This is a genomic window from Streptomyces sp. CB01635, from assembly GCF_002803065.1.
GTDB lineage: Bacteria > Actinomycetota > Actinomycetes > Streptomycetales > Streptomycetaceae > Streptomyces.
Genome location: NZ_NNBL01000005.1, coordinates 41,221 through 58,606, shown reverse-complemented (window position 1 = coordinate 58,606; position 17,386 = coordinate 41,221). Strand labels below are relative to the sequence as shown.

Genomic DNA, 17,386 nt, shown 5'->3' with positions numbered 1-17,386 from the left:
GCGCGAGGCCGTGGTCCCTTGCGCACGAGGCCGTGGAGTGAGGGATCTTCTTGCGTCATAGGCAAGAGCTTATGCGCTGAACGAAATGGCACGTACGGTCCATGTCATGACGCACCCCACGCACCAGACGCCTGCACCGCACGGTTCTCCCGCACACTCCCAGCTGCACGGACACGGGTCCCATGATGCCCGCCACGGCGCCCACAGCCACGGCACACATACGCATGAGCAGGACGGCCTGGCGGAGCTGCTCGACCTCGATGCCCACCTGTTCGCGCCCCAACTCGCCGCCGCGATGCGTTCCATCGCGGAGCTGGCCGGGGGCGACGTCGAGCGGATCGTGGACCTTGGTGCCGGAAGCGGCACCGGAACGTTCGCCCTGCTCAAGCAGTTCCCCTCCGCGCAGGTGACGGCCGTGGACAGCTCCTCTCACATGCTGGAGCAGCTGAACCGGACCGCTGCCGCCAAGAACCTGGACGCGCGCGTCCACCTGCTGGAAGCGGACGCCGGTACGGGTCTGCCGGGCGTCACTGACGCGGACCTCGTCTGGGCCTCGGCCTCCATGCACCACATGGACGACCCCGCCGCGACCCTCGACATCATCTTCAAGGCCCTGCGCCCGGGCGGGCTCCTGGCCGTCGCCGAACTGGACGGGATGCCACGATTCCTCGCCGAGGACGCGGTGCCGGAGCGCCCCGGGCTGGAAGGCCGCTTCCGCGAGGCACTCACGACACTGCACGCCGAAGAGGTGCCCCACATGGGCGCCGACTGGGGCGCGCTGCTGGCATCGGCCGGCTTCACCCTTGAGGATGAACGCACAGAGAATCTCGAATTGCGCCCGCCGGCGGGCGGCAGCGCCGGGCTCTACGCGCACGGCACGCTCAGCCGCATCCGCGGCGCCCTGGTCGGCCGCATCGACCCGGCCGACCTGGAAGCGCTCGACACGCTCGTGAACGGCGGCCCGGCGGACGTACGCCACCGTGACGACCTGGCGGTCCGCTCCACGCGCCAGCTCTGGATCGCACGCCGGCCCGCGGACAGCGGCTCGTAGCGACCGGCCGAGGAGCGACCGGCCGAGGGGCTGACGCGATGGTTGGTTGAGGGTGTCGATTCACGCGATGCCGCTTCGACGTCTCTACTGGAAGGCGCCATGTCCCATGGGAGCGGACCTGGCTGGGCAGGTGCGAGACATTCGGAGGAATTGCCATGCAGACACTCACCGTCGATGTGTTCGTCTCGGTTGACGGGTATGCCGGCAGCGCGACATCGCCCGCCTACTTCGGCTACTTCGGCCCCATGATCGAGGAGTGGATCCACGAGGAGATGGCAGGGCCGCAGCTGGTGCTCGTGGGGCGGCGCACCTACGAGGCCCTCGCGGGTCTCCCCCGGGAGTCGGGTGGCCCCGGTGCGGACCCGATGCCGGGTGTGGACAAGGTCGTCTTCTCGTCGACGCTGAAGACGGTCGCCTGGCAGAACACGCGCGTGTGCCAGGAGGACCTGATCGCCGAGGTCACCCGGCTCAAGAGCGAAGGTCATGTGCCGCTGCGGACCATGGGCAGTCTGTCCCTGGCCCGGCAGCTCCTCGACGCGGGCCTCGTGGACCGGCTCAGGCTGATGACCTTTCCGCTGCTCGTGGGGGAGTCGGGCCGCGAGCCGTTCTTCGCCGGTGTCGACTCGACAGAACTGGAGCTGGTCGCCCATCACGATCTGGACAACAGGGTGCTGATGATCGAGTACCGGCCCACAGGACGCGCGATTCCGCAGGCCTGAGAGCTGGGCACCCGGCGCCTGAGGAGGCTGTCAGAGGTTGTGCGCCGTTTCGTGGCGTGGTTGGTAGAGCCCCAGCTCGCCACCGCCCGGCAGCCGGATCCCGGTCTTGAGACCCCACCCGGCGTTCGTGACAGGGGCGCACTCGACCCCCTTCGCCGAGAGTTCGTCGACCGTCGCGTCGACGTCGTCGCACATCAGGTACAACTCGTGTGACGGTGCGGCGGCGGGGTGGACCGCTACCTCGGCCGGAGGAAGCTTGAAGATGAGCCAGCCGTCGCCGGCATCGATGTGCGGATACTTCAGAACGTCCCTGAAGAAGGCGCGATCCGCCTCCGCGTCGTGGCTGTAGATGATGACGTGAGCGCCGTTAATCATGCGTGCAGGGTACTGACCGCTGCGGGCGGAGCCCGGATATGACGCCGTGTCCGAGGCTGTGGCCTGGCGACGGTGACTACCAGGTGGTCAACAGGGTCCAGGTGCTGGACCCGCCGCTAGCCATCGGCTGGCTGACGGGGTATCGCAAGGACGACGGTCAACTGGAGTTCGGCGGCTGGATCTGGCGTTACGACCTGGCGCCGCTCGGTCCGTCCGCGACCGAGGTCACGCTCACCTACGACTGGTCGGCGGTGCCACAGTCCATCCGGGAGTACATCCAGTTCCCGCCGTTCGGCCCTGAGCACCTCGCCAACTCGCTGCACCACCTGGCCGAGCTTGTCACGGGCCGGCGCTGAGGCGGCGAGTCGGGACCTTCCCGCTGCGCGGGGAATCGGGAACTCCTGCTACGCGGCGCTTCGGGGCCGGCGACCGACTGGCCCGGTCAGCGAGGACATCGTCGTGCGCGGCGGCTGCCGCAGGTCGCGGTCCGGGCGCAGGACCGTGCGGAACGCGACCCAGGCGAGTGCTCCGAGGACGAACCCGTAGCAGGCGACGAGCCCGTGGCCGTTCTCCTGGGTGAACCACATCGCCAGGCCGAGTACGGGTACCGCGAGCGCGAGCAGGCGGTTCCTGCGGACGGTGTCACTGGGTGAGCTCTCGTCGGCTGAGGCCTCGGCGCCGTCGGAGGCCACGCCTCGGGAATCCTTGTCGGGCGCCTGACCAGCCCTGCCGTGCAGAAGCAGCGCCGCGGCCAGGGTCGCCCCCAGAAAGTAGGTCGCGCCCGAACTGCCCGCGAAATTGCGCGGATCGGTGCTGTGGGAGGTCTGGCCCCACAGCGCGTCGATCCGCTCGGGCAGCAGGATGCCCGCGGCGAACAGGCAGAGCGTCAGTGGCGCTCCCCAGAACCACTCGGCGAAGCCCGCGACGGCGGCGAGGGTCGCGATGTTCCATGCCGCCCCGCCGAAGCCCCCGTTCTGCATGAAGACCGAGGTGACCACGCGCCACCAGCCGGACTTCGCCGGGTCCGCGTCGAGCGCCCCCATCGCCCCCGACCAGCAGAGCTGGAGGACGACCCCGGCGAGCGCTATCCCGGTCAGGCCCAATGCCGCCCAGGGAATCCGCCGCCCGCCCAGTGTGGTCTCACCGACCAGAGCCAGACCACCTTTGAACATGAGCACCATCGGTGCCGCCGTGGTCACGTTGAACAGCACGCTGCCCATTGTCACCACCTCCCCTTCGTCCCCCGCCGATTTGCTGATCGATCGTGACTGTAGCGCGGCGGCGGCCATTTTCAAACAGTGTTTGAAAAGCTGCTCGTGCTCGCTAGACTGCGGCCGTGAAGCTGACCGCAGACCGAATCATCGACGCGGGGATGACCGTATTCGCCGAGACCGGCTACCACGGCTTCTCCATCCGGCAGGTCGCGGAACGGCTCCATGTGCACGCCGGCAGCCTCTACTACCACGTGCCGAACAAGGCCGCGCTGCTCCAGCTGATGGCCGACCGCGTGGCCCGGCAGGCGTACGACACAGGCACCGCGGCCCTGGCCCAACTGCCGGGGCAGGCAAGCTGGCAGAGGCGGGTCACCGCGCAAGCCGTCGCCGTACGGCAGAGCATCCAGCAGCAACCCGGCGGGGCGATCATGCTCGCCGGCAGCCCCAAGACGCTCAGCCCCGGAGCGCTGTCCCTGATGGAGCGGCTGCTCGACACCCTCGCCGAGGCCGGCGTCCCTGGCGAGGACCGCGGAACCGCTGCCGACGCCGTGCTCAGCCATGTCACCGGCTACGTGCTCCAGGAGCAGAGCGAGCCGCCCGCGATGCCGGTCACCAGTGAGGACATCGCTGCCCTCACCCAGCGCTTTCCCCGGACGTTTGCCGCCGCGGCCGCCCACCACCCGGACGAGAAGTTCATCCGCAGCCTGGACCTCGTCTGCGCCGGTATCGCGACGCTCATCCCGTGAAACCTCGTCGTCGGTGACCGCTCCCGCAATGCCGGACGTGGAGACGCACGTCACATGGGGCCATGTCACAGCGCGCCGAGCCGTTTCGTCATAGGTGTGTAGGCATCGGCAACGACGGAGGAGTTCACGATGAACGCCCGCTTGAACATGTTCGGCAACCCGACGGCCATGAAGGTCTGGAAGCACATCATCGCGGCGAACCAGGTGCTCGCCGAGTCGTCGGTGCCGCACGCGACGCTGGAGCTGGTGAAGATCCGCGCCAGCCAGATCAACGGGTGCGGCGGCTGCCTCGACATGCACACCAAGGACGCCGCTGCCGCCGGTGAGACCTCTACGCGCCTCAACCTCGTCGCGGCGTGGAGGGAGGCCACGGTCTACACCGAGGCCGAGCGCGCGGCGCTGGAGCTGACGGAGCAGGGTACCCGTCTTGCCGACGCGGCCGGTGGTGTCTCGGACGAGGTCTGGGCGAATGCCGCCAAGTACTACGACGAGGATCAGCTCGCGGCCCTGGTCTCACAGATCGCACTCATCAACGCGTTCAACCGCGGGAACGTCATCATCCAGACGCCGGCCGGCGACTACCAGCCCGGCCAGTTCGGATAACTCGTACCGGACGGACGATGAGCTGTGCCTGGCCCGGCGGTGCCGTCCGGACGGCACCGCCGGGCCACGGCTGACCTGTCCGTTCAGATGGCCATGCTCGCAGGCCGAATGAGGACATCTGCGAGATGACGCAGGACAGGGTGGTAGAGAGTGTGCGCATGGAGTTCTTCTGCTACCACCGCGATCGTCTCGACTCTCTGGCGCTGCGCCATGAGTTGCTGGAGGACCACTGGTCCTACATGGACCAGTACGGCAAAGAGCTGATCGCTCGCGGCCCGACGTTCAGCAGCGACGGTGAGGAGCCGACGGGGAGTGTGCACATCGTCGACCTGCCGGACACCGCCGCGGCACGCGCGTTCGCGTTCGACGAACCCGGCTATCAGGCCGGCGTGTACCGGGACGTGATGCTGCGCCGTTGGCACAACAAGCTCGGGCGCACCATGTGGGAGTACCCCGGTGGCGCCGCCGAAGGGAACCGATACCTGGTGCTCGGCCTCGGCGCGGGGCACACTGCCGACCTCGACGTGCCCTCCGATCAGGACGACTTGATCGCGTACGGGCCTCTGCTGTCCGACGACGGCGCCACCTGGCTGGGCACGGCGGCGCTGGTCCGGGCGCCGGACCCGGACACGGCATGTGCCGTTCTGACCGTGGGTCTCTACGCCGAGATCGAGGTCCACGACTGGCAGTTCGGCGGCAGGCGGTGATGACGGCCGTCACCCCGCCATAAGGGCGGAAGATGAGCGAGCCGTGCAACGATTCCGGCCCGCCGTGCGTCAGTTATCCGAGAGTTCACTTCGATACTCGAGGGACGTAAATGCAACGCGAATGTGTCTTCGGGATCGCCGGGGCCGTGCTGGTGGCCACAGCCGGCATCACCGCCTGCCAGGGCGACGCCTCGGCCGCGCCGTCCGGCGCGGCGCGGGTCGTCAAGGACACCGATGACGAGGCGGTCATCGAACTGTCCGACGGACGCCGGGTCTCCCTGCGCTACCAGGCCGGTACGGGCCTGCTCGAACGGCACCGGAGCGCGGTCGGCAAGCCCTGGTCCACGTCGAAGACCGTCTACGCCACCAAGACCGGCCCCTGCCGGGGCATCGACCTGAAGGCATACCGTGCCACCGTCACCGTGCGCGCCAACTTCGGACAGTACTGCCGGGACGGCGAGCCTCCGACGGAGAGCGTCGCCGCCGTCGGCACCGGTGGACTGGGGAAGTGGGACACCCACATCGCCAAGGACTGGGACGGCTGGGACCGGGTCGACATCGCCCGGAACGGGAAGTCGGCGACGTTCTCCTCCAAGTCGTGGGCCAGCACGACGACGCTCGACTGGCGAGCGGGCAAGGGCTTCGGCGAGGCCACGACCACGTACAAGAAGCTCGGCGAACGGTTCCTCGGCATCTGGCGCTCCGAGGACGGCAGCCACCAAGTGACCTTCCGGCAGAGCAAGCTCAACGTGCCGGCGTCGGCCACCGTCGAGATGCTCAAGGGCCCCACGTGCAGGGTCCGCATGGACCTGATCAACATCTGGGAGGACCGGGTACAGCCGAGGGGAGCCAAGGTCCTGGAGGGCGAGAAAACCACGTACTGCCCACCCGAGGAGTTCAGTTCCGAGTACGTGGTGGCGACTGCAGACGGGCCGATGGAGCTCAGGAACCTCGGTGACGCCACGCCACTGGTGACGTACCGGAAGTCCTGACGACGGGGCCAACGGTGTCGTCCGTTTCCTGGCCCACTGCCGGGCTTGCGTACCGGTGACAGGGGAGGCGAGGATCGCCGGCATGATCAAAGGTGTGATGTTCGACTTTTCCGGGACCCTCTTCCGTATCGAGTCGGTTTCGGAATGGCTGGGAGCGGTTGTCGCCGAAGCCGGACTCGATATCGGTGAGGACGAACTCGCCGCGTGTACCGGCCGGTTGACCGAGGCGGGGGCTCTGCCCGGCGGAGCTCCACCTCGCGCGCTGCCGTCGCATCTCGATGGGCTGTGGCGGGCACGGGACCTCAGTGCCGAGCAACACCGTGCTGCGTACACCGCTCTTGCCCGCGAGGCGTCCCTCCCGTCGGCGGAGCTGGCCGAGGCGCTGTATGACCGGCATCGCACCTCGGCCGCATGGCGCCCCTATCCCGACACCGAGGCGACACTTCGTGCTCTGCGGGGGCGGGGCGTTTCGGTCGCCGTGGTGAGCAATATCGGCTGGGACCTGCGGCCCGTCTTCCGCGACCACGGTGTCGACAGCCTCGTCGACGCGTACGTCCTCTCCTTCGAGCACGGTGTGCAGAAGCCGGATCCGGGGCTTTTCCAAGCGGCCTGCGACAAGCTCGGACTGCCGCCCGGCGAGGTCCTCATGGTCGGCGACGATCGCGTCGCGGACGCCGGGGCCGCCGCGCTCGGATGCCCGGTCCATCTGGTCGACCACCTGCCCGTCGACCGACGCCCGAACGCACTGCGGGCGGTTCTTGACCTCGTCCAAATCGTCTAGCTCGTATCGCTCCAATGGCCCGTGCGGAGAGGGGAGTTGTGGTGTCCTCGTCGAAGAAGGTCGCGGCGGTTTCGGGACTGCGCCTCCCGATCTGTTGCACGTGCGGTGTGCAGTACGGGGCACAGCGCGCTGACTGCCCGGTCTGTCTGGACGAGCGGCAGTACGTGGGCTGGGAGGGCCAGCGGTGGACATCACTCGGTGAGTTGCGCGCCGGTGGCCGACGCGGGCGGCTCGTTGAGGAAGGGCCCGGTGTCATCGGAGTGGGCGCGGAGCCGTCGGTGGCTGTCGGCCAGCGTGCCCTGCTGATCCGATCGCCGCACGGGAACGTGTTGTGGGACTGCGTGGGCTACCTCGACGACGAACTCGCCGCCAAGATCGAGGATTTGGGCGGGGTCAACGCGATCGCCGTCAGCCATCCGCACTTCTACGGTGTGATGACCGAGTGGGGAAAGGTCTTCGACGCGCCGGTGTACGTCCATGCCGCGGACCGTGAGTGGGTGGGGCGGCCCGATCCGGTGATCGAGTACTGGACCGGCGACACCCACGAAATCGCGCCCGGCATGACGCTGGTCAATGCGGGCACACACTTCGCCGGAGGCACGGTGCTGCACTGGGCCGACGATCCGGAGGGCGACGGCGCGCTGTTCAGCGGTGACATCTTCATGGTCGTGATGGACCGGCGCTGGGTCAGCTTCATGTACAGCATCCCCAACTTCATTCCGGAGCGCCCGAGTACGATCCGCCGCGCGCTCGCGCTGGTCGAACCTTTCGCTTTCGAGCGTATCTACGGGGCGTTCTGGGGCCGTGTGGTCAGCAGCGACGGGGCGGCCGCGGTCCGGCGCTCCGCGGATCGGTATCTGCGTTTCGTGCGCGATGACGGATCGTAGCGGTGGGAGTGGCCCAGGATCACCGGATTCCTCCGAGGATGCCCCGGCCTTCAGGCCCGGGAGGAATCGGACTCCTGAGGAGCAGGGCAGGAGAAGCCGGTTCGCCGGCAGGGCGGATCGGCGTCCACCCGTCGTGGAGGCCAACGGCCGCCAGGAGCGGTCGACTCGGTCCGCCCAGCGCGTGATCCTGCGTCTGGACCCGGAGCGCCGCGGTGGCCGCAGGTGCTGCCCCGGCTGGACTCCCTGTGGCGGGCCTGAGAGACGCTGCGCTGCGACGGTGCCCTCGGCATGTCGAACTGGTGGGTCCATCACGTCGATCCGCATCTGAGCGCCCTGCTGGACCCGGTCACGGGGCCGTTCGCCCCGTGCGCACAAGGCCACCAGATGGACGAGCCGCTGCCGATCGACCCGGTGCCGGACGGGGTGTTCGATCACCTCACGCGGCCACCGGCGAAGGACCCGTTCACCTTCGACTGACCGAGCCCGTCAAGTGCCCCGCCGCGGACTCTCATCCGCCCGGCGACGGAGACGTCGGACGCCACGAAACGGACGAACTGCCGTCAGCATCAAGGGCGTGCGCGACTACGCTCGTATGTCGTGAACGCATACTTCACGACGGAACAGTGCCCGAGCTGCGGCTGCCACACCGACGGCCTCTCCAACAGATTCGCCTGCACTTCCTGCGACACGGTATGGACTTCGGGAGATCCGGACTCGGTCGTGAGCCCGCGCTCGAGAGTCATGTGACCGTCGGGCAGCGCCGGCCGGCCGCGTCGAACGGTCCGGGTCAACCCGGGCGGGCAGGGCGGTTCTCGTCGAGCTGGTCGGCCAGATGCCTTCGCGGCCGAACTAGGCAGTACCTTCGACGGGGTTGGTGAACGGGCCGATAGGTTGGGCTGATGTCTGAGCCGCGATCGATCCTTTTGCTGTCCGGAAGCCTGCGGACCGACTCCTCCAACGAGGCTGTGCTACGCACCGTGCAGGTCCTGGCCACCCCGCCGGTGCGCACGGTGATGTACGACGGGTTGGCGGCCCTTCCGCACTTCAACCCGGATGACGACGCGGATCCGTTGCCGACTCCCGTGGCCGGCTTGCGCGCGGCGATCGCGGAGGCGACCGCGATCTTGATCTGCACGCCGGAGTACGCGGGCACGCTGCCGGGTTCGTTCAAGAACCTGCTGGACTGGACAGTGGGTGGCACCGAGATCTGCGACAAGCCCGTGGCCTTCGTGAACGCGGCCGCCCCCGGCCGGGGCGAGGGCGCGGCGGCGACGCTGCGCACGGTGCTCGGCTACACCGGCGCCGACATCGTGGAATCGGCCTGCTCGAGGATCCCGGTGGAGCGCCGGATGATCGGCACGGACGGAGTGATCACGGACCCGGCGGCGCGCGGGCGACTCGGCGAGGTGCTTGGTCTGCTCGCAGGTTTCCATGCACCGACCGCGGAGCCCGACGAGACGTAGCCCCATCTTGTGGCCCCGCACACGGCGGGTCGGGCGTCTACTGCGGCTCCGTCGCGATCTGGATCAGGTTGCCGCAGGTGTCGTCGAAGACAGCGGTGGTGACGGGGCCCATCTCCAGCGGGTCCTGGGTGAAGGTGACGCCGAGGTTGCTCAGGCGCTCGTACTCCGCCTGCACGTCGTCGACCGCGAACTGGGCGAGCGGGATGCCGTCCGCGACGAGCGCGTCGCGGAAGGGCTTGACGGCCGGGTGGCCGGCGGGCTCCAGGAGGAGTTCGGTGCCGCCGAGCTCGTCCGGTGAGACGACGGTCAGCCACCGGTGCTTCTCGCCCACCGGGACGTCGTGCTTCTTCACGAAGCCGAGGATCTCGGTGTAGAAGCGCTCGGCCTTGGCCTGGTCGTCGACGAGGACGCTGGTCAGGTGGATCTTCATGGGGTGCTCTCCTCCGGTCCGGATGTGTGGGGCGCGGGCACGGGCCATCGCTCGGCGATGTGCCGCAGTGGCTCCGTGTTCAGCTCGTGGAACTTGTAGCGGCCTTCACGCCTGGTCTCGACGAGCCCGGCTGCCTCCAGCACGGCAAGGTGCTGGGAGACCCCCTGGCGCGAGATACCGAGCTGGTGCTTCATGCTCAGCCGCCCGCAGATCTCGAACAGTGTCTGTCCGGACTTCTCCGTGAGCTCGTCGAGGATGGTGCGGCGGGTGGGGTCGGCCAAGGCTTTGAAGAGATCGTCGGCCATGGCCGAATGGTAGGCAACTCCTCGCTTGCCTATCAAGTCGAAGCGCCCGAGGCGGCGAGTTCCGCCGTGTTCCGCGTTGTTGCATCAGCGCTGTTATATTAGCGCTGTGACATTTTCCGACCCCACTGCGCTGCCCGACCCCTGGCACTCGCTGCACGAGCTGCTGGCCGCTATGGATGCCGAGATCGAGCAGGTCTACGTCGAGCGCGGCATCAAGGGGGTGCGGCCGCGGTTCGCGTACCCGCTGATCCGGCTCGCCCACACCGGACCGCTCACCATCCGCGAGCTCGCGGAGTCCCTGAACCGCTCGCACTCCGCGATCAGCCAGACGATCGCCGCCATGCGCAAGGAGGATCTGGTCACCTCCGAACCGGGGCCCGACGCCCGCACCCGGCGGATCAACCTGACCGAGCGCGGACGGTCGCTGGTGCCGTTCCTGGAGGCCGAGTGGCGGGCCACGCACGCGACGGTCGCCGAACTGGACGGTGAGACCCCGCACGCGATGACCGCTGTCGTCGAGGAGGTGCGGCGGGCGCTGGAGCAACGGTCGATGCGCGAGCGCATCCGCCACCACCTGGCCGAGCCGCCGCAGTGAAAGCGCGGGCGCGGTTCCTCGACACCCGCCCGCTGCGTGGCAGCCGACCGTTCCGGCACCTGTGCATCGGCACCTCAGCCTCCCAACTCGGCGGCCAGATAACGACCGTGGCGGTGCTCGCCCAGGTCTGGGAGCTGACCGGCAGCACAGTGGGCACCGGCGCCATCGGGCTCGCCACCGGCCTGCCGATGGTGCTGTTCGGGCTGATCGGCGGCACGCTGGCCGACAGTGTCGACCGCCGGGCGCTGGTGCGGGCCACTACGGCAGGCCAACTGCTGGTCGCCGCAGGGCTGTCGGCTCAGGCCCTGGCGGGCAACCGGAACGTGTTCCTGCTGCTCGCCCTGGTCGCCGCCGGGACCGCCTGCGGCGCGCTCGGCGCCCCGGCCCGGCGCACGTTCCCGGTCCGGCTGCTGCCGGCCGACCAGGTCGCGGCCGGTCTCGCGCTGACCAACATCTCCTTCCAGGTGGCGATGCTGGCCGGGCCCGCGCTGCTGGCCGGGCTGATCATCGCCCGCTGGGACCTCCCTGCCGCGTACGCCGCCCAGGCGGTGGCCACGGTGGTCTCGATCCTCGCCGTGATCAGCCTTCCGGCCATGAGGCCCGAGAGTGTGGATGCGGCTGTCGCCAAGCGGCGCCCGGAGCGCGGCGGTCGGCGGATCGTCCTGCGTCGCCCGACACTGTGGGGCTCGATGGTCACCGACCTGTCCGCGACGCTCCTCGCCATGCCGATCGCGCTGTTCCCGCTGGTGAACGAGATCCGCTTCGGCGGCAACCCGCAGACCCTCGGCCTGTTCCTCTCGGCCATCGCGGTAGGCGGGATCACGGCCGGCCTCCTCTCCGGCACGGTGACACGCTGGCGCCGCGGCGGCCTGGTCCAGCTGGGTGCGGCTGCCGTCTGGGGCCTGGCGCTGGCCGGCTTCGGCCTCTCCGGGCCGCTGTGGCCGGCCCTCGGCTGCCTGGCCGTGGCGGGTGCCGCCGACACCGTCTCCGTGGTCACCCGCAGTGCGCTGGTTCAGTTGGAGACCCCGGACGCGTACCGGGGGAGAGTCTCCTCCGTGGAACACGTCATCGGTGTCGCGGGCCCCGAACTCGGCAATTTCCGGGGCGGGTTGATGGCGTCGGCGACCTCCGCCCCCTTCGCCCTGGTCGCCGGTGGCCTGTCCGCCACGCTGGCGGTCGCGACGGTGGCAGCGACCAACGCCTCCCTCCGCGCCTACCGCACGCCGCGCACCCCCAACAATCGTCGGAGCGAGGAGCCTTACGGAGGTCCGTCGTCCGGAACTGCAGACGTCGCGCTGAAGTATGACGGCTCAGAGACATGATGAGGCCAATGAGTGAACCCGAGTTGGACCGCCACTGAAGAAAGAATTGGCCAATTATTGATCGCCTTACTGGTAGCCGCAGTTCATGGCCGTCTCCGACGTCTTTGATGAACCTGTGAGGCGCATTTCCTGCCAACCGGCAACGCAACCAAGCGAATAGCACGGGAGTCACATGTAGCTGTTAGAGGCACATACTCCTCATGGAGGCAATGCAATGCACTCTCGTCCCATAAGCCGCCGTACGCTGCGCGCCGCGTCGGCGGTGATGTTGGTTGTCGGTGCGGGGCTCACCGGTCCCGTCCTGCTGGCCGGTACGGCCGGTGCCGCGACGTCGCCGGCCACCGCCGCGATCGACGGCCGTGCGGTCGCCTACACCGCCGCCCCCGGTCAGACCAACGACGTGACCGTCACAGCGTCGAAGGACGGAGCTGACATCACGTACGTCATCGACGACGTGGTCACGATCGGCGCGGGCGACGGCTGCTCGTACCCGAGCAGCACGGACCAGACCCAGATCACCTGCACGATCACCACGGTGGACAGCCAGGACCCGTACGCCTCCCTCGAGTTGTCCCTCGGTGATGGCAACGATGTCCTCACCTACGACAACCAGACCGACGAGACGTACAACTTCGCCTCGATCGACATGGGCGACGGCAAGGACACCCTGACCGAGACCGGCGGCGTCCAGGGCAATGGCGTCACTGGTGGAGCGGGCGACGACAACCTCTCCGTGGGTCCGGTCACGGTGGTGCTCGGCGGTGACGGCAACGACACGATCGACGCCGCCGACGGGACCGTCGCGCAGGGCGGCATCGGCAACGACACCATCCACTCCAGGGGCGAGGACAGCGCCGTCGACGGCGGTGCCGGCCGCGACTTGATCTACGGGGGTGCGGACAGGCAGAGCCTGTCCGGCGGCGACGACAACGACACGATCCGCGGCGGCGACGGGAGCGACTACCTGTACGGCGGCAAGGGCGACGACGTTCTGTACGGCGAAGCCGGCGACGACACGATCTACGGGAACAGCGGTAACGACAAGCTGTACGGGGGAGCCGGCACGGACACCCTCTCGGGCGGACCCGGCACGAACGTCGTCCACCAGGACTGACGTCCCCTTCGCCGGCCCGGGAACTGCCGGTGCCCGGGCCGGCGTCGGCTGCCCTCACTGACGTGTCTCCGATCAAACTCACAGCCCCTCACGCGGTGTGCTCCTGGCGTAGGTTCAGTACTTCGGACGGACGCCGCGAAGGCCGCGTGACCGGTCCGGACGGGGGTGCGGATGGAGCTTTCCGGTGTGACGTTCGCCGGGCGCTATGAGCTGAAGGAACTGCTCGGCCGCGGCGGCATGGGAGAGGTGTGGCTGGGGCGCGACTCCTCGTTGCTGCGGCGCGATGTGGCGGTGAAGGTGCTGCCGCCCCTGATGGGCTCGGGCGCTGTACGGCGCTTCCAGCGGGAGGCGTCCACCCTCGCCATGCCGCAGCACCCCGGTATCACCGTGGTGCACGACGCCGGTGAGCACGACGGGTGCCTCTTCGGCCACGACCACGAAATAACGCAGCTTGCGCAGGTCGACATCCACTGCATCTCCCGCCGTTCCGACTGTGCAGACGCCCTGCGCCCAGGCTGATTCTCCGTACGTCCGCCGCGCTGCGCGGCTCTCACGCCGGCCGCATCGGGGGCAGAATGAACAGGGTGAAGTACGTGCTGCTCATCTGCGACGACGAGAAGGTTTCGCCCAGCAACGAGGAACTCGAGGCGGATCCCGTACACCGGGCCTGGCTCGCGGATCTCGACCGGCGGGGCGGCATGCTCGTCGGCGCGCGGCTGCGTCCGGTGGTGGACGCGACCACGGTCCGGGTCCGGGACGGCGAAACCCTGGTGTCGGACGGCCCGTTCGCGGAGACCAAGGACTTCGTCGGCGGCTTCGTCATCGTCGAGTGCGCGGACCTGGACGAGGCGATCGCGATCGCCGAGGGCCATCCGTACGCGCGCTGGGGTGGCGTCGAGATCCGCCCGGTCTGGGAATGACCGCGCCGGACGACCGGGTCCGGACGGCCGTCGACGAGGCGTTCCGGGACGAGTGGGGCCAGGTGGTCGCGACCCTGATCGGGACGACGGGCGACTGGGACCTGGCCGAGGACTGCGCGCAGGACGCGTTCGCCGCAGCGCTGACGACCTGGGCGCGCGACGGCGTGCCGCGCCGCCCCGGCGCATGGCTCACCACCACCGCCCGCAACCGCGCCACCGACCGGCTGCGGCGCGACGCCGCCGGCGCGGCCAAGCTGCGCCAGCTCGCCGTGATCACCCGCGACCCGGACGAACCGCCGGTGGAGGACATCCCGGACGAGCGGTTGCGGCTGATCTTCACCTGCTGCCATCCGGCGCTGGCCTTCCCCGCCCGGGTCGCGCTCACCCTCCGCACGCTGGCCGGGCTGAGCACCGCCGAGATCGCCCGCGCCTTCCTGACGGCCGAGCCGACGATGGCGCAGCGCCTGGTCCGCGCCAAACGCAAGATCGCCGAGGCCGGCATCCCGTACCGCGTGCCACCCGCCGACCTGCTCCCGCAGCGACTCGCCGCCGTCCTCGCGGTGCTCTACCTGATCTTCAACGAGGGGTACGACGACGAGGGCGCGGACGACCGGCGGGCGCTGACCGCCGAAGCGATCCGGCTGTCCCGGGTCCTGATCCGGCTGATGCCCGGCGAACCCGAGCCACGCGGGCTGCTCGCCCTGATGCTGCTGCACGAGGCGCGGCGCATGACCCGTACGTCCGACGGCGTGCTCGTCACACTGGAGAAGCAGGACCGGCGCCGGTGGGATCAGGGGCTGATCGCCGAGGGGGTGGAGACCCTTGACGAGGCGCTGGCCACGAGGCGCACTGGGCCGTACCAGGTGCAGGCCGCGATCGCCGCCTGTCATGCCACCGCGCCCGACGCGGAGAGCACGGACTGGCCGCAGATCGCGGTCCTGTACGCGGAGCTGGCCCGGTTGGCCCCGTCCCCGGTGGTCGAGCTGAACCGGGCGGTGGCGGTCGCGATGGCGGACGGCATCCCGGCCGGCCTGGCGCTGGTCGACGAGCTGGCCGCGTCAGGGCGGCTCGACGGCTACCACCTGCTGCCCGCGACCCGGGCCGACCTGCTTCGCCGTTCCGGCCGGAGGGCCGAGGCCAGGCACGCGTACGAGGAAGCGGTGAAACTGGCGCCGACGGAGGCCGAGCGCCGCTATCTGACAAGCCGGATCCGGGATCTGACCAGCGGAAACGACGAGCTGTGACGGACGTCGTGCACATCCGGCGAACTTTTTCGCTGCCCGGTGTCGATCCGGGGGGTTCGTCTTCGTCGGTGGGGTGACAGTCGCTCTGGAGCGAGGCAGAGAAGGCCCTCCGGACAAGGACATGAAGGGAATGAGTTCTCATGAGCACCGAAACGAGCGCACCCGCACCCAAGGCCGCAGACCGAGCCGCCTACCAGGCGGAACTGGACGCGCTGCGGATCCGGGAGAAGGCGCATACCCGTGAAGGCGACGCGATCGCGGCGGCCCGCCGCGGGCTGCCCATGGTGGAAGTGGACGCCGGCGCCCCGCTGACCGGCCCCTCCGGTCAGGTCACGCTGCTGGACGCGTTCGAGGGCCGCACGCAGCTCATCGCGTACTTCCAGATGTGGCACGCCGACCACCCCGCCGCCGACCAGTGCGAGGGCTGCACGTTCTTCAACAGTCAGGTCCGCGAGCTGTCCTACCTGCACTCCCGTGACGTCACTTACGCGACGCTGTGCCAGGGCCCGTACGAGGTGAGCGTCCGCTACCGCGACTTCATGGGCTGGGACGTGCCCTGGTACTCGGCCGAGGAGTCGATCGACACGCTGATGGCGGGGCGTGGTCCGTTCATGCTGGCGTGTTATCTGCGCCAGGGAGACCGCGTGTTCGAGACGTACTGGACCACAGGCCGCGGCGTCGAGGCCATGGATCAGACGTACAGCCTGCTGGACCGGACGGCGTACGGGCGGCAGGAGCCGTGGGAGGACTCGCCCGCCGGCTGGCCGCAGATCGGCGGTAACTACATGCGCACCGACGGACGCCCCACCGCCCAGTGGCCCTGCCTGGACGCCGGACGCTCCGACGACCTGGAAGCCGCCGGGAGCTAGTCGCTCACCCCGCTTACGGCTGACGGGAATTCAGATCCACCCCCGGCGCGCTGCGATCACCCCCGCCTGGAAGCGGTTCGCGGCGCCCAGCTCCTCGTGGAGGCGGCTGATCCGGCGCCGCATCGTCCGTACCGACCAGCCCAACTGGCGGGCTATCGCCTCGTCCTTGAGGCCGCCGACGAGGAGGGTCAGCATCTGGCGGTCCTCCTCGCCGAGGGGGTCTTCCTCGGCGGGGGCACCCAGTGGGGTCGCGGTGCGCCAGCACAGTTCCCAGTAGTCGATCAGGCCGTCGAGCAGGGCTGACGGGCGGATGACGGCGGCGCGCACCTCGGTGGTGAAGTCCAGGGAGAGCGGCATCAGGGCGAGGCGGCGGTCGGAGATCGCCAGCTTGATGCGCAGGCCCGGCAGTACGCGGGCCTGCTCGCCGTGCGCCACCAGCTCACGGATGTCGCCCAGGACGCCGGGCCACTCCAGCGCCTCTGGTGCGTAGACGGCGCGATAGCGGACACCCCGGGTGAGGGCTGTCGCCTCGACCGGGTTGGAGGTGGTCAGCGCGTACGGGGGGCGGTCCAGGGTGATGACCTCGTCGCGTGCTTCCTGCTGAAGCTGCACGAACCAGCGGCCCAACGCCTCGCCGCCGGTGATGACTTCGACCTGTTCGGAGCCGCCCTGCCGGGCCGCGGCGAACAGCCGCGACAGCTCGCCGGCCGCCGCCCGGACGCCGTCGAGATCGGCGGTTCGGGAACGGACCAGCGACTCCAGGGCCGCGCCCGGCTCAATGGCCGCGTACCGGCGGCGGGTTCCGGCGAGCCGTCCGACCAGGCCGTTCTCGCGCAGTCGGTCGAGGGCGCGGGCCACTCGCTCGGTGGAGCAGGACAGATCACCCGCGAGGTCGGCGGGCGCGGCGGTGTGCCGGACGAGGATCGCCCGGTAGACGCTCTCGTCGAAGGCTTCGATTCCCGCGGCGGTCAGCTGAGGCATGGGCGGATCTTGGCCTGTGTGTGCCAGCGGCAGCAATGGGCCAGGCCAAATCGTTGTCTGGACCACTC

General features: G+C 69.4%; 23 protein-coding genes. 18 read left to right on the top strand and 5 right to left on the bottom strand.

Annotated features, from left to right (window positions below; genetic code table 11):
- The first annotated feature begins 106 nt into the window (after positions 1-106).
- Both CG723_RS17665 and CG723_RS17660 read left to right on the top strand, forming a co-directional pair.
- Positions 107-1,051, top strand: coding sequence for a class I SAM-dependent methyltransferase (locus tag CG723_RS17665; RefSeq protein ID WP_100594661.1), 945 nt, complete (start codon positions 107-109; stop codon positions 1,049-1,051).
- 155 nt (positions 1,052-1,206) lie between these two features.
- Positions 1,207-1,770 carry a dihydrofolate reductase family protein gene (locus CG723_RS17660; RefSeq protein WP_100594393.1) on the top strand — a complete coding sequence of 188 codons (564 nt, stop codon included), beginning with the start codon at positions 1,207-1,209 and terminating at the stop codon, positions 1,768-1,770.
- A 30-nt stretch (positions 1,771-1,800) separates the two neighbouring features.
- Here the strand turns inward: CG723_RS17660 and CG723_RS17655 are convergent, their stop codons facing one another.
- Positions 1,801-2,145 carry a VOC family protein gene (locus CG723_RS17655; protein ID WP_100594392.1) on the bottom strand — a complete coding sequence of 115 codons (345 nt, stop codon included), beginning with the start codon at positions 2,143-2,145 and terminating at the stop codon, positions 1,801-1,803.
- A gap of 83 nt (positions 2,146-2,228) precedes the next feature.
- Here CG723_RS17655 and CG723_RS17650 point away from each other — a divergent pair, with 83 nt between their 5' ends.
- Entirely contained in the window at positions 2,229-2,501 is a 273-nt protein-coding gene (locus CG723_RS17650; protein WP_234374359.1) for a hypothetical protein, read from the top strand.
- Positions 2,502-2,549: 48 nt separating this feature from the next.
- On the opposite strand, the gene CG723_RS17645 is transcribed toward CG723_RS17650, so the two are convergent.
- Positions 2,550-3,365, bottom strand: a complete 816-nt coding sequence (locus CG723_RS17645) for a hypothetical protein (RefSeq protein ID WP_100594391.1) — start codon at positions 3,363-3,365, stop codon at positions 2,550-2,552.
- Positions 3,366-3,481: 116 nt separating this feature from the next.
- Here CG723_RS17645 and CG723_RS17640 point away from each other — a divergent pair, with 116 nt between their 5' ends.
- From CG723_RS17640 to CG723_RS17605, 8 genes are all read left to right on the top strand, one after another.
- The gene (locus CG723_RS17640) at positions 3,482-4,105 is read left to right on the top strand and encodes a TetR/AcrR family transcriptional regulator (protein ID WP_100594390.1); all 624 of its coding nucleotides are present in this window, start codon (positions 3,482-3,484) and stop codon (positions 4,103-4,105) included.
- A gap of 129 nt (positions 4,106-4,234) precedes the next feature.
- Positions 4,235-4,708, top strand: a complete 474-nt coding sequence (locus CG723_RS17635) for a carboxymuconolactone decarboxylase family protein (protein ID WP_100594389.1) — start codon at positions 4,235-4,237, stop codon at positions 4,706-4,708.
- A gap of 158 nt (positions 4,709-4,866) precedes the next feature.
- Positions 4,867-5,415 (top strand): YciI family protein, encoded by a 549-nt coding sequence (locus CG723_RS17630; RefSeq protein ID WP_100594660.1) that lies wholly within the window; start codon positions 4,867-4,869, stop codon positions 5,413-5,415.
- Positions 5,416-5,525: 110 nt separating this feature from the next.
- Entirely contained in the window at positions 5,526-6,407 is an 882-nt protein-coding gene (locus tag CG723_RS17625) for a hypothetical protein (RefSeq protein ID WP_100594388.1), read from the top strand.
- 82 nt (positions 6,408-6,489) lie between these two features.
- Positions 6,490-7,188, top strand: a complete 699-nt coding sequence (locus CG723_RS17620) for an HAD family hydrolase (protein ID WP_100594387.1) — start codon at positions 6,490-6,492, stop codon at positions 7,186-7,188.
- Positions 7,189-7,466: 278 nt separating this feature from the next.
- Complete coding sequence (locus CG723_RS17615; protein ID WP_234374358.1) at positions 7,467-8,075, top strand: MBL fold metallo-hydrolase; 609 nt, start codon at positions 7,467-7,469, stop codon at positions 8,073-8,075.
- 264 nt (positions 8,076-8,339) lie between these two features.
- Positions 8,340-8,552, top strand: coding sequence for a DUF4913 domain-containing protein (locus CG723_RS17610; RefSeq protein ID WP_267893706.1), 213 nt, complete (start codon positions 8,340-8,342; stop codon positions 8,550-8,552).
- Between the two features lie 422 nt (positions 8,553-8,974).
- Positions 8,975-9,538, top strand: a complete 564-nt coding sequence (locus CG723_RS17605) for an NADPH-dependent FMN reductase (RefSeq protein WP_100594386.1) — start codon at positions 8,975-8,977, stop codon at positions 9,536-9,538.
- Positions 9,539-9,575: 37 nt separating this feature from the next.
- Here the strand turns inward: CG723_RS17605 and CG723_RS17600 are convergent, their stop codons facing one another.
- Together CG723_RS17600 and CG723_RS17595 are read right to left on the bottom strand one after the other, a co-directional pair.
- Positions 9,576-9,968, bottom strand: coding sequence for a VOC family protein (locus CG723_RS17600; protein WP_100594385.1), 393 nt, complete (start codon positions 9,966-9,968; stop codon positions 9,576-9,578).
- A complete protein-coding gene (locus tag CG723_RS17595) occupies positions 9,965-10,273 on the bottom strand; it encodes an ArsR/SmtB family transcription factor (RefSeq protein ID WP_100594384.1) in 309 nt (102 codons plus the stop codon). The genes CG723_RS17600 and CG723_RS17595 overlap by 4 nt, the downstream gene beginning before the upstream one ends.
- 106 nt (positions 10,274-10,379) lie before the next feature.
- Here CG723_RS17595 and CG723_RS17590 point away from each other — a divergent pair, with 106 nt between their 5' ends.
- From CG723_RS17590 to CG723_RS17560, 7 genes are all read left to right on the top strand, one after another.
- Entirely contained in the window at positions 10,380-10,868 is a 489-nt protein-coding gene (locus CG723_RS17590) for a MarR family winged helix-turn-helix transcriptional regulator (protein WP_100594383.1), read from the top strand.
- Positions 10,865-12,190 carry an MFS transporter gene (locus CG723_RS17585; protein WP_100594382.1) on the top strand — a complete coding sequence of 442 codons (1,326 nt, stop codon included), beginning with the start codon at positions 10,865-10,867 and terminating at the stop codon, positions 12,188-12,190. The genes CG723_RS17590 and CG723_RS17585 overlap by 4 nt, the downstream gene beginning before the upstream one ends.
- A gap of 214 nt (positions 12,191-12,404) precedes the next feature.
- Entirely contained in the window at positions 12,405-13,304 is a 900-nt protein-coding gene (locus tag CG723_RS17580) for a calcium-binding protein (RefSeq protein ID WP_100594381.1), read from the top strand.
- A gap of 186 nt (positions 13,305-13,490) precedes the next feature.
- Positions 13,491-13,823 (top strand): hypothetical protein, encoded by a 333-nt coding sequence (locus tag CG723_RS48955; RefSeq protein ID WP_100594380.1) that lies wholly within the window; start codon positions 13,491-13,493, stop codon positions 13,821-13,823.
- Between the two features lie 65 nt (positions 13,824-13,888).
- The gene (locus tag CG723_RS17570) at positions 13,889-14,224 is read left to right on the top strand and encodes a YciI family protein (protein ID WP_100594379.1); all 336 of its coding nucleotides are present in this window, start codon (positions 13,889-13,891) and stop codon (positions 14,222-14,224) included.
- Positions 14,221-15,468, top strand: coding sequence for an RNA polymerase sigma factor (locus tag CG723_RS17565; protein ID WP_100594378.1), 1,248 nt, complete (start codon positions 14,221-14,223; stop codon positions 15,466-15,468). Before CG723_RS17570 ends, CG723_RS17565 begins: the two co-directional genes overlap by 4 nt.
- 140 nt (positions 15,469-15,608) lie before the next feature.
- Positions 15,609-16,337: a DUF899 family protein gene (locus tag CG723_RS17560; RefSeq protein ID WP_100594377.1), complete on the top strand. Its 729-nt coding sequence runs from the start codon at positions 15,609-15,611 to the stop codon at positions 16,335-16,337.
- 30 nt (positions 16,338-16,367) lie between these two features.
- On the opposite strand, the gene CG723_RS17555 is transcribed toward CG723_RS17560, so the two are convergent.
- Positions 16,368-17,318, bottom strand: a complete 951-nt coding sequence (locus tag CG723_RS17555; protein ID WP_100594376.1) for a helix-turn-helix domain-containing protein — start codon at positions 17,316-17,318, stop codon at positions 16,368-16,370.
- Between the last annotated feature and the right edge of the window lie 68 nt (positions 17,319-17,386).

Excerpts from the sequence above, each read along its gene's own strand:
- CG723_RS17555 (WP_100594376.1), bottom strand. The coding sequence starts at position 17,318 with ATGCCTCAGCTGACCGCCGCGGGAATCGAAGCCTTCGACGAGAGCGTC.
- CG723_RS17605 (WP_100594386.1), top strand. The coding sequence starts at position 8,975 with ATGTCTGAGCCGCGATCGATCCTTTTGCTGTCCGGAAGCCTGCGGACC.
- CG723_RS17580 (WP_100594381.1), top strand. The coding sequence starts at position 12,405 with ATGCACTCTCGTCCCATAAGCCGCCGTACGCTGCGCGCCGCGTCGGCG.
- CG723_RS17560 (WP_100594377.1), top strand. The coding sequence starts at position 15,609 with ATGAGCACCGAAACGAGCGCACCCGCACCCAAGGCCGCAGACCGAGCC.
- CG723_RS17620 (WP_100594387.1), top strand. The coding sequence starts at position 6,490 with ATGATCAAAGGTGTGATGTTCGACTTTTCCGGGACCCTCTTCCGTATC.
- CG723_RS17645 (WP_100594391.1), bottom strand. The coding sequence starts at position 3,365 with ATGGGCAGCGTGCTGTTCAACGTGACCACGGCGGCACCGATGGTGCTC.
- CG723_RS17600 (WP_100594385.1), bottom strand. The coding sequence starts at position 9,968 with ATGAAGATCCACCTGACCAGCGTCCTCGTCGACGACCAGGCCAAGGCC.
- CG723_RS17665 (WP_100594661.1), top strand. The coding sequence starts at position 107 with ATGACGCACCCCACGCACCAGACGCCTGCACCGCACGGTTCTCCCGCA.
- CG723_RS17660 (WP_100594393.1), top strand. The coding sequence starts at position 1,207 with ATGCAGACACTCACCGTCGATGTGTTCGTCTCGGTTGACGGGTATGCC.
- CG723_RS17565 (WP_100594378.1), top strand. The coding sequence starts at position 14,221 with ATGACCGCGCCGGACGACCGGGTCCGGACGGCCGTCGACGAGGCGTTC.
- CG723_RS17625 (WP_100594388.1), top strand. The coding sequence starts at position 5,526 with ATGCAACGCGAATGTGTCTTCGGGATCGCCGGGGCCGTGCTGGTGGCC.
- CG723_RS17655 (WP_100594392.1), bottom strand. The coding sequence starts at position 2,145 with ATGATTAACGGCGCTCACGTCATCATCTACAGCCACGACGCGGAGGCG.
- CG723_RS17630 (WP_100594660.1), top strand. The coding sequence starts at position 4,867 with ATGGAGTTCTTCTGCTACCACCGCGATCGTCTCGACTCTCTGGCGCTG.
- CG723_RS17595 (WP_100594384.1), bottom strand. The coding sequence starts at position 10,273 with ATGGCCGACGATCTCTTCAAAGCCTTGGCCGACCCCACCCGCCGCACC.
- CG723_RS17635 (WP_100594389.1), top strand. The coding sequence starts at position 4,235 with ATGAACGCCCGCTTGAACATGTTCGGCAACCCGACGGCCATGAAGGTC.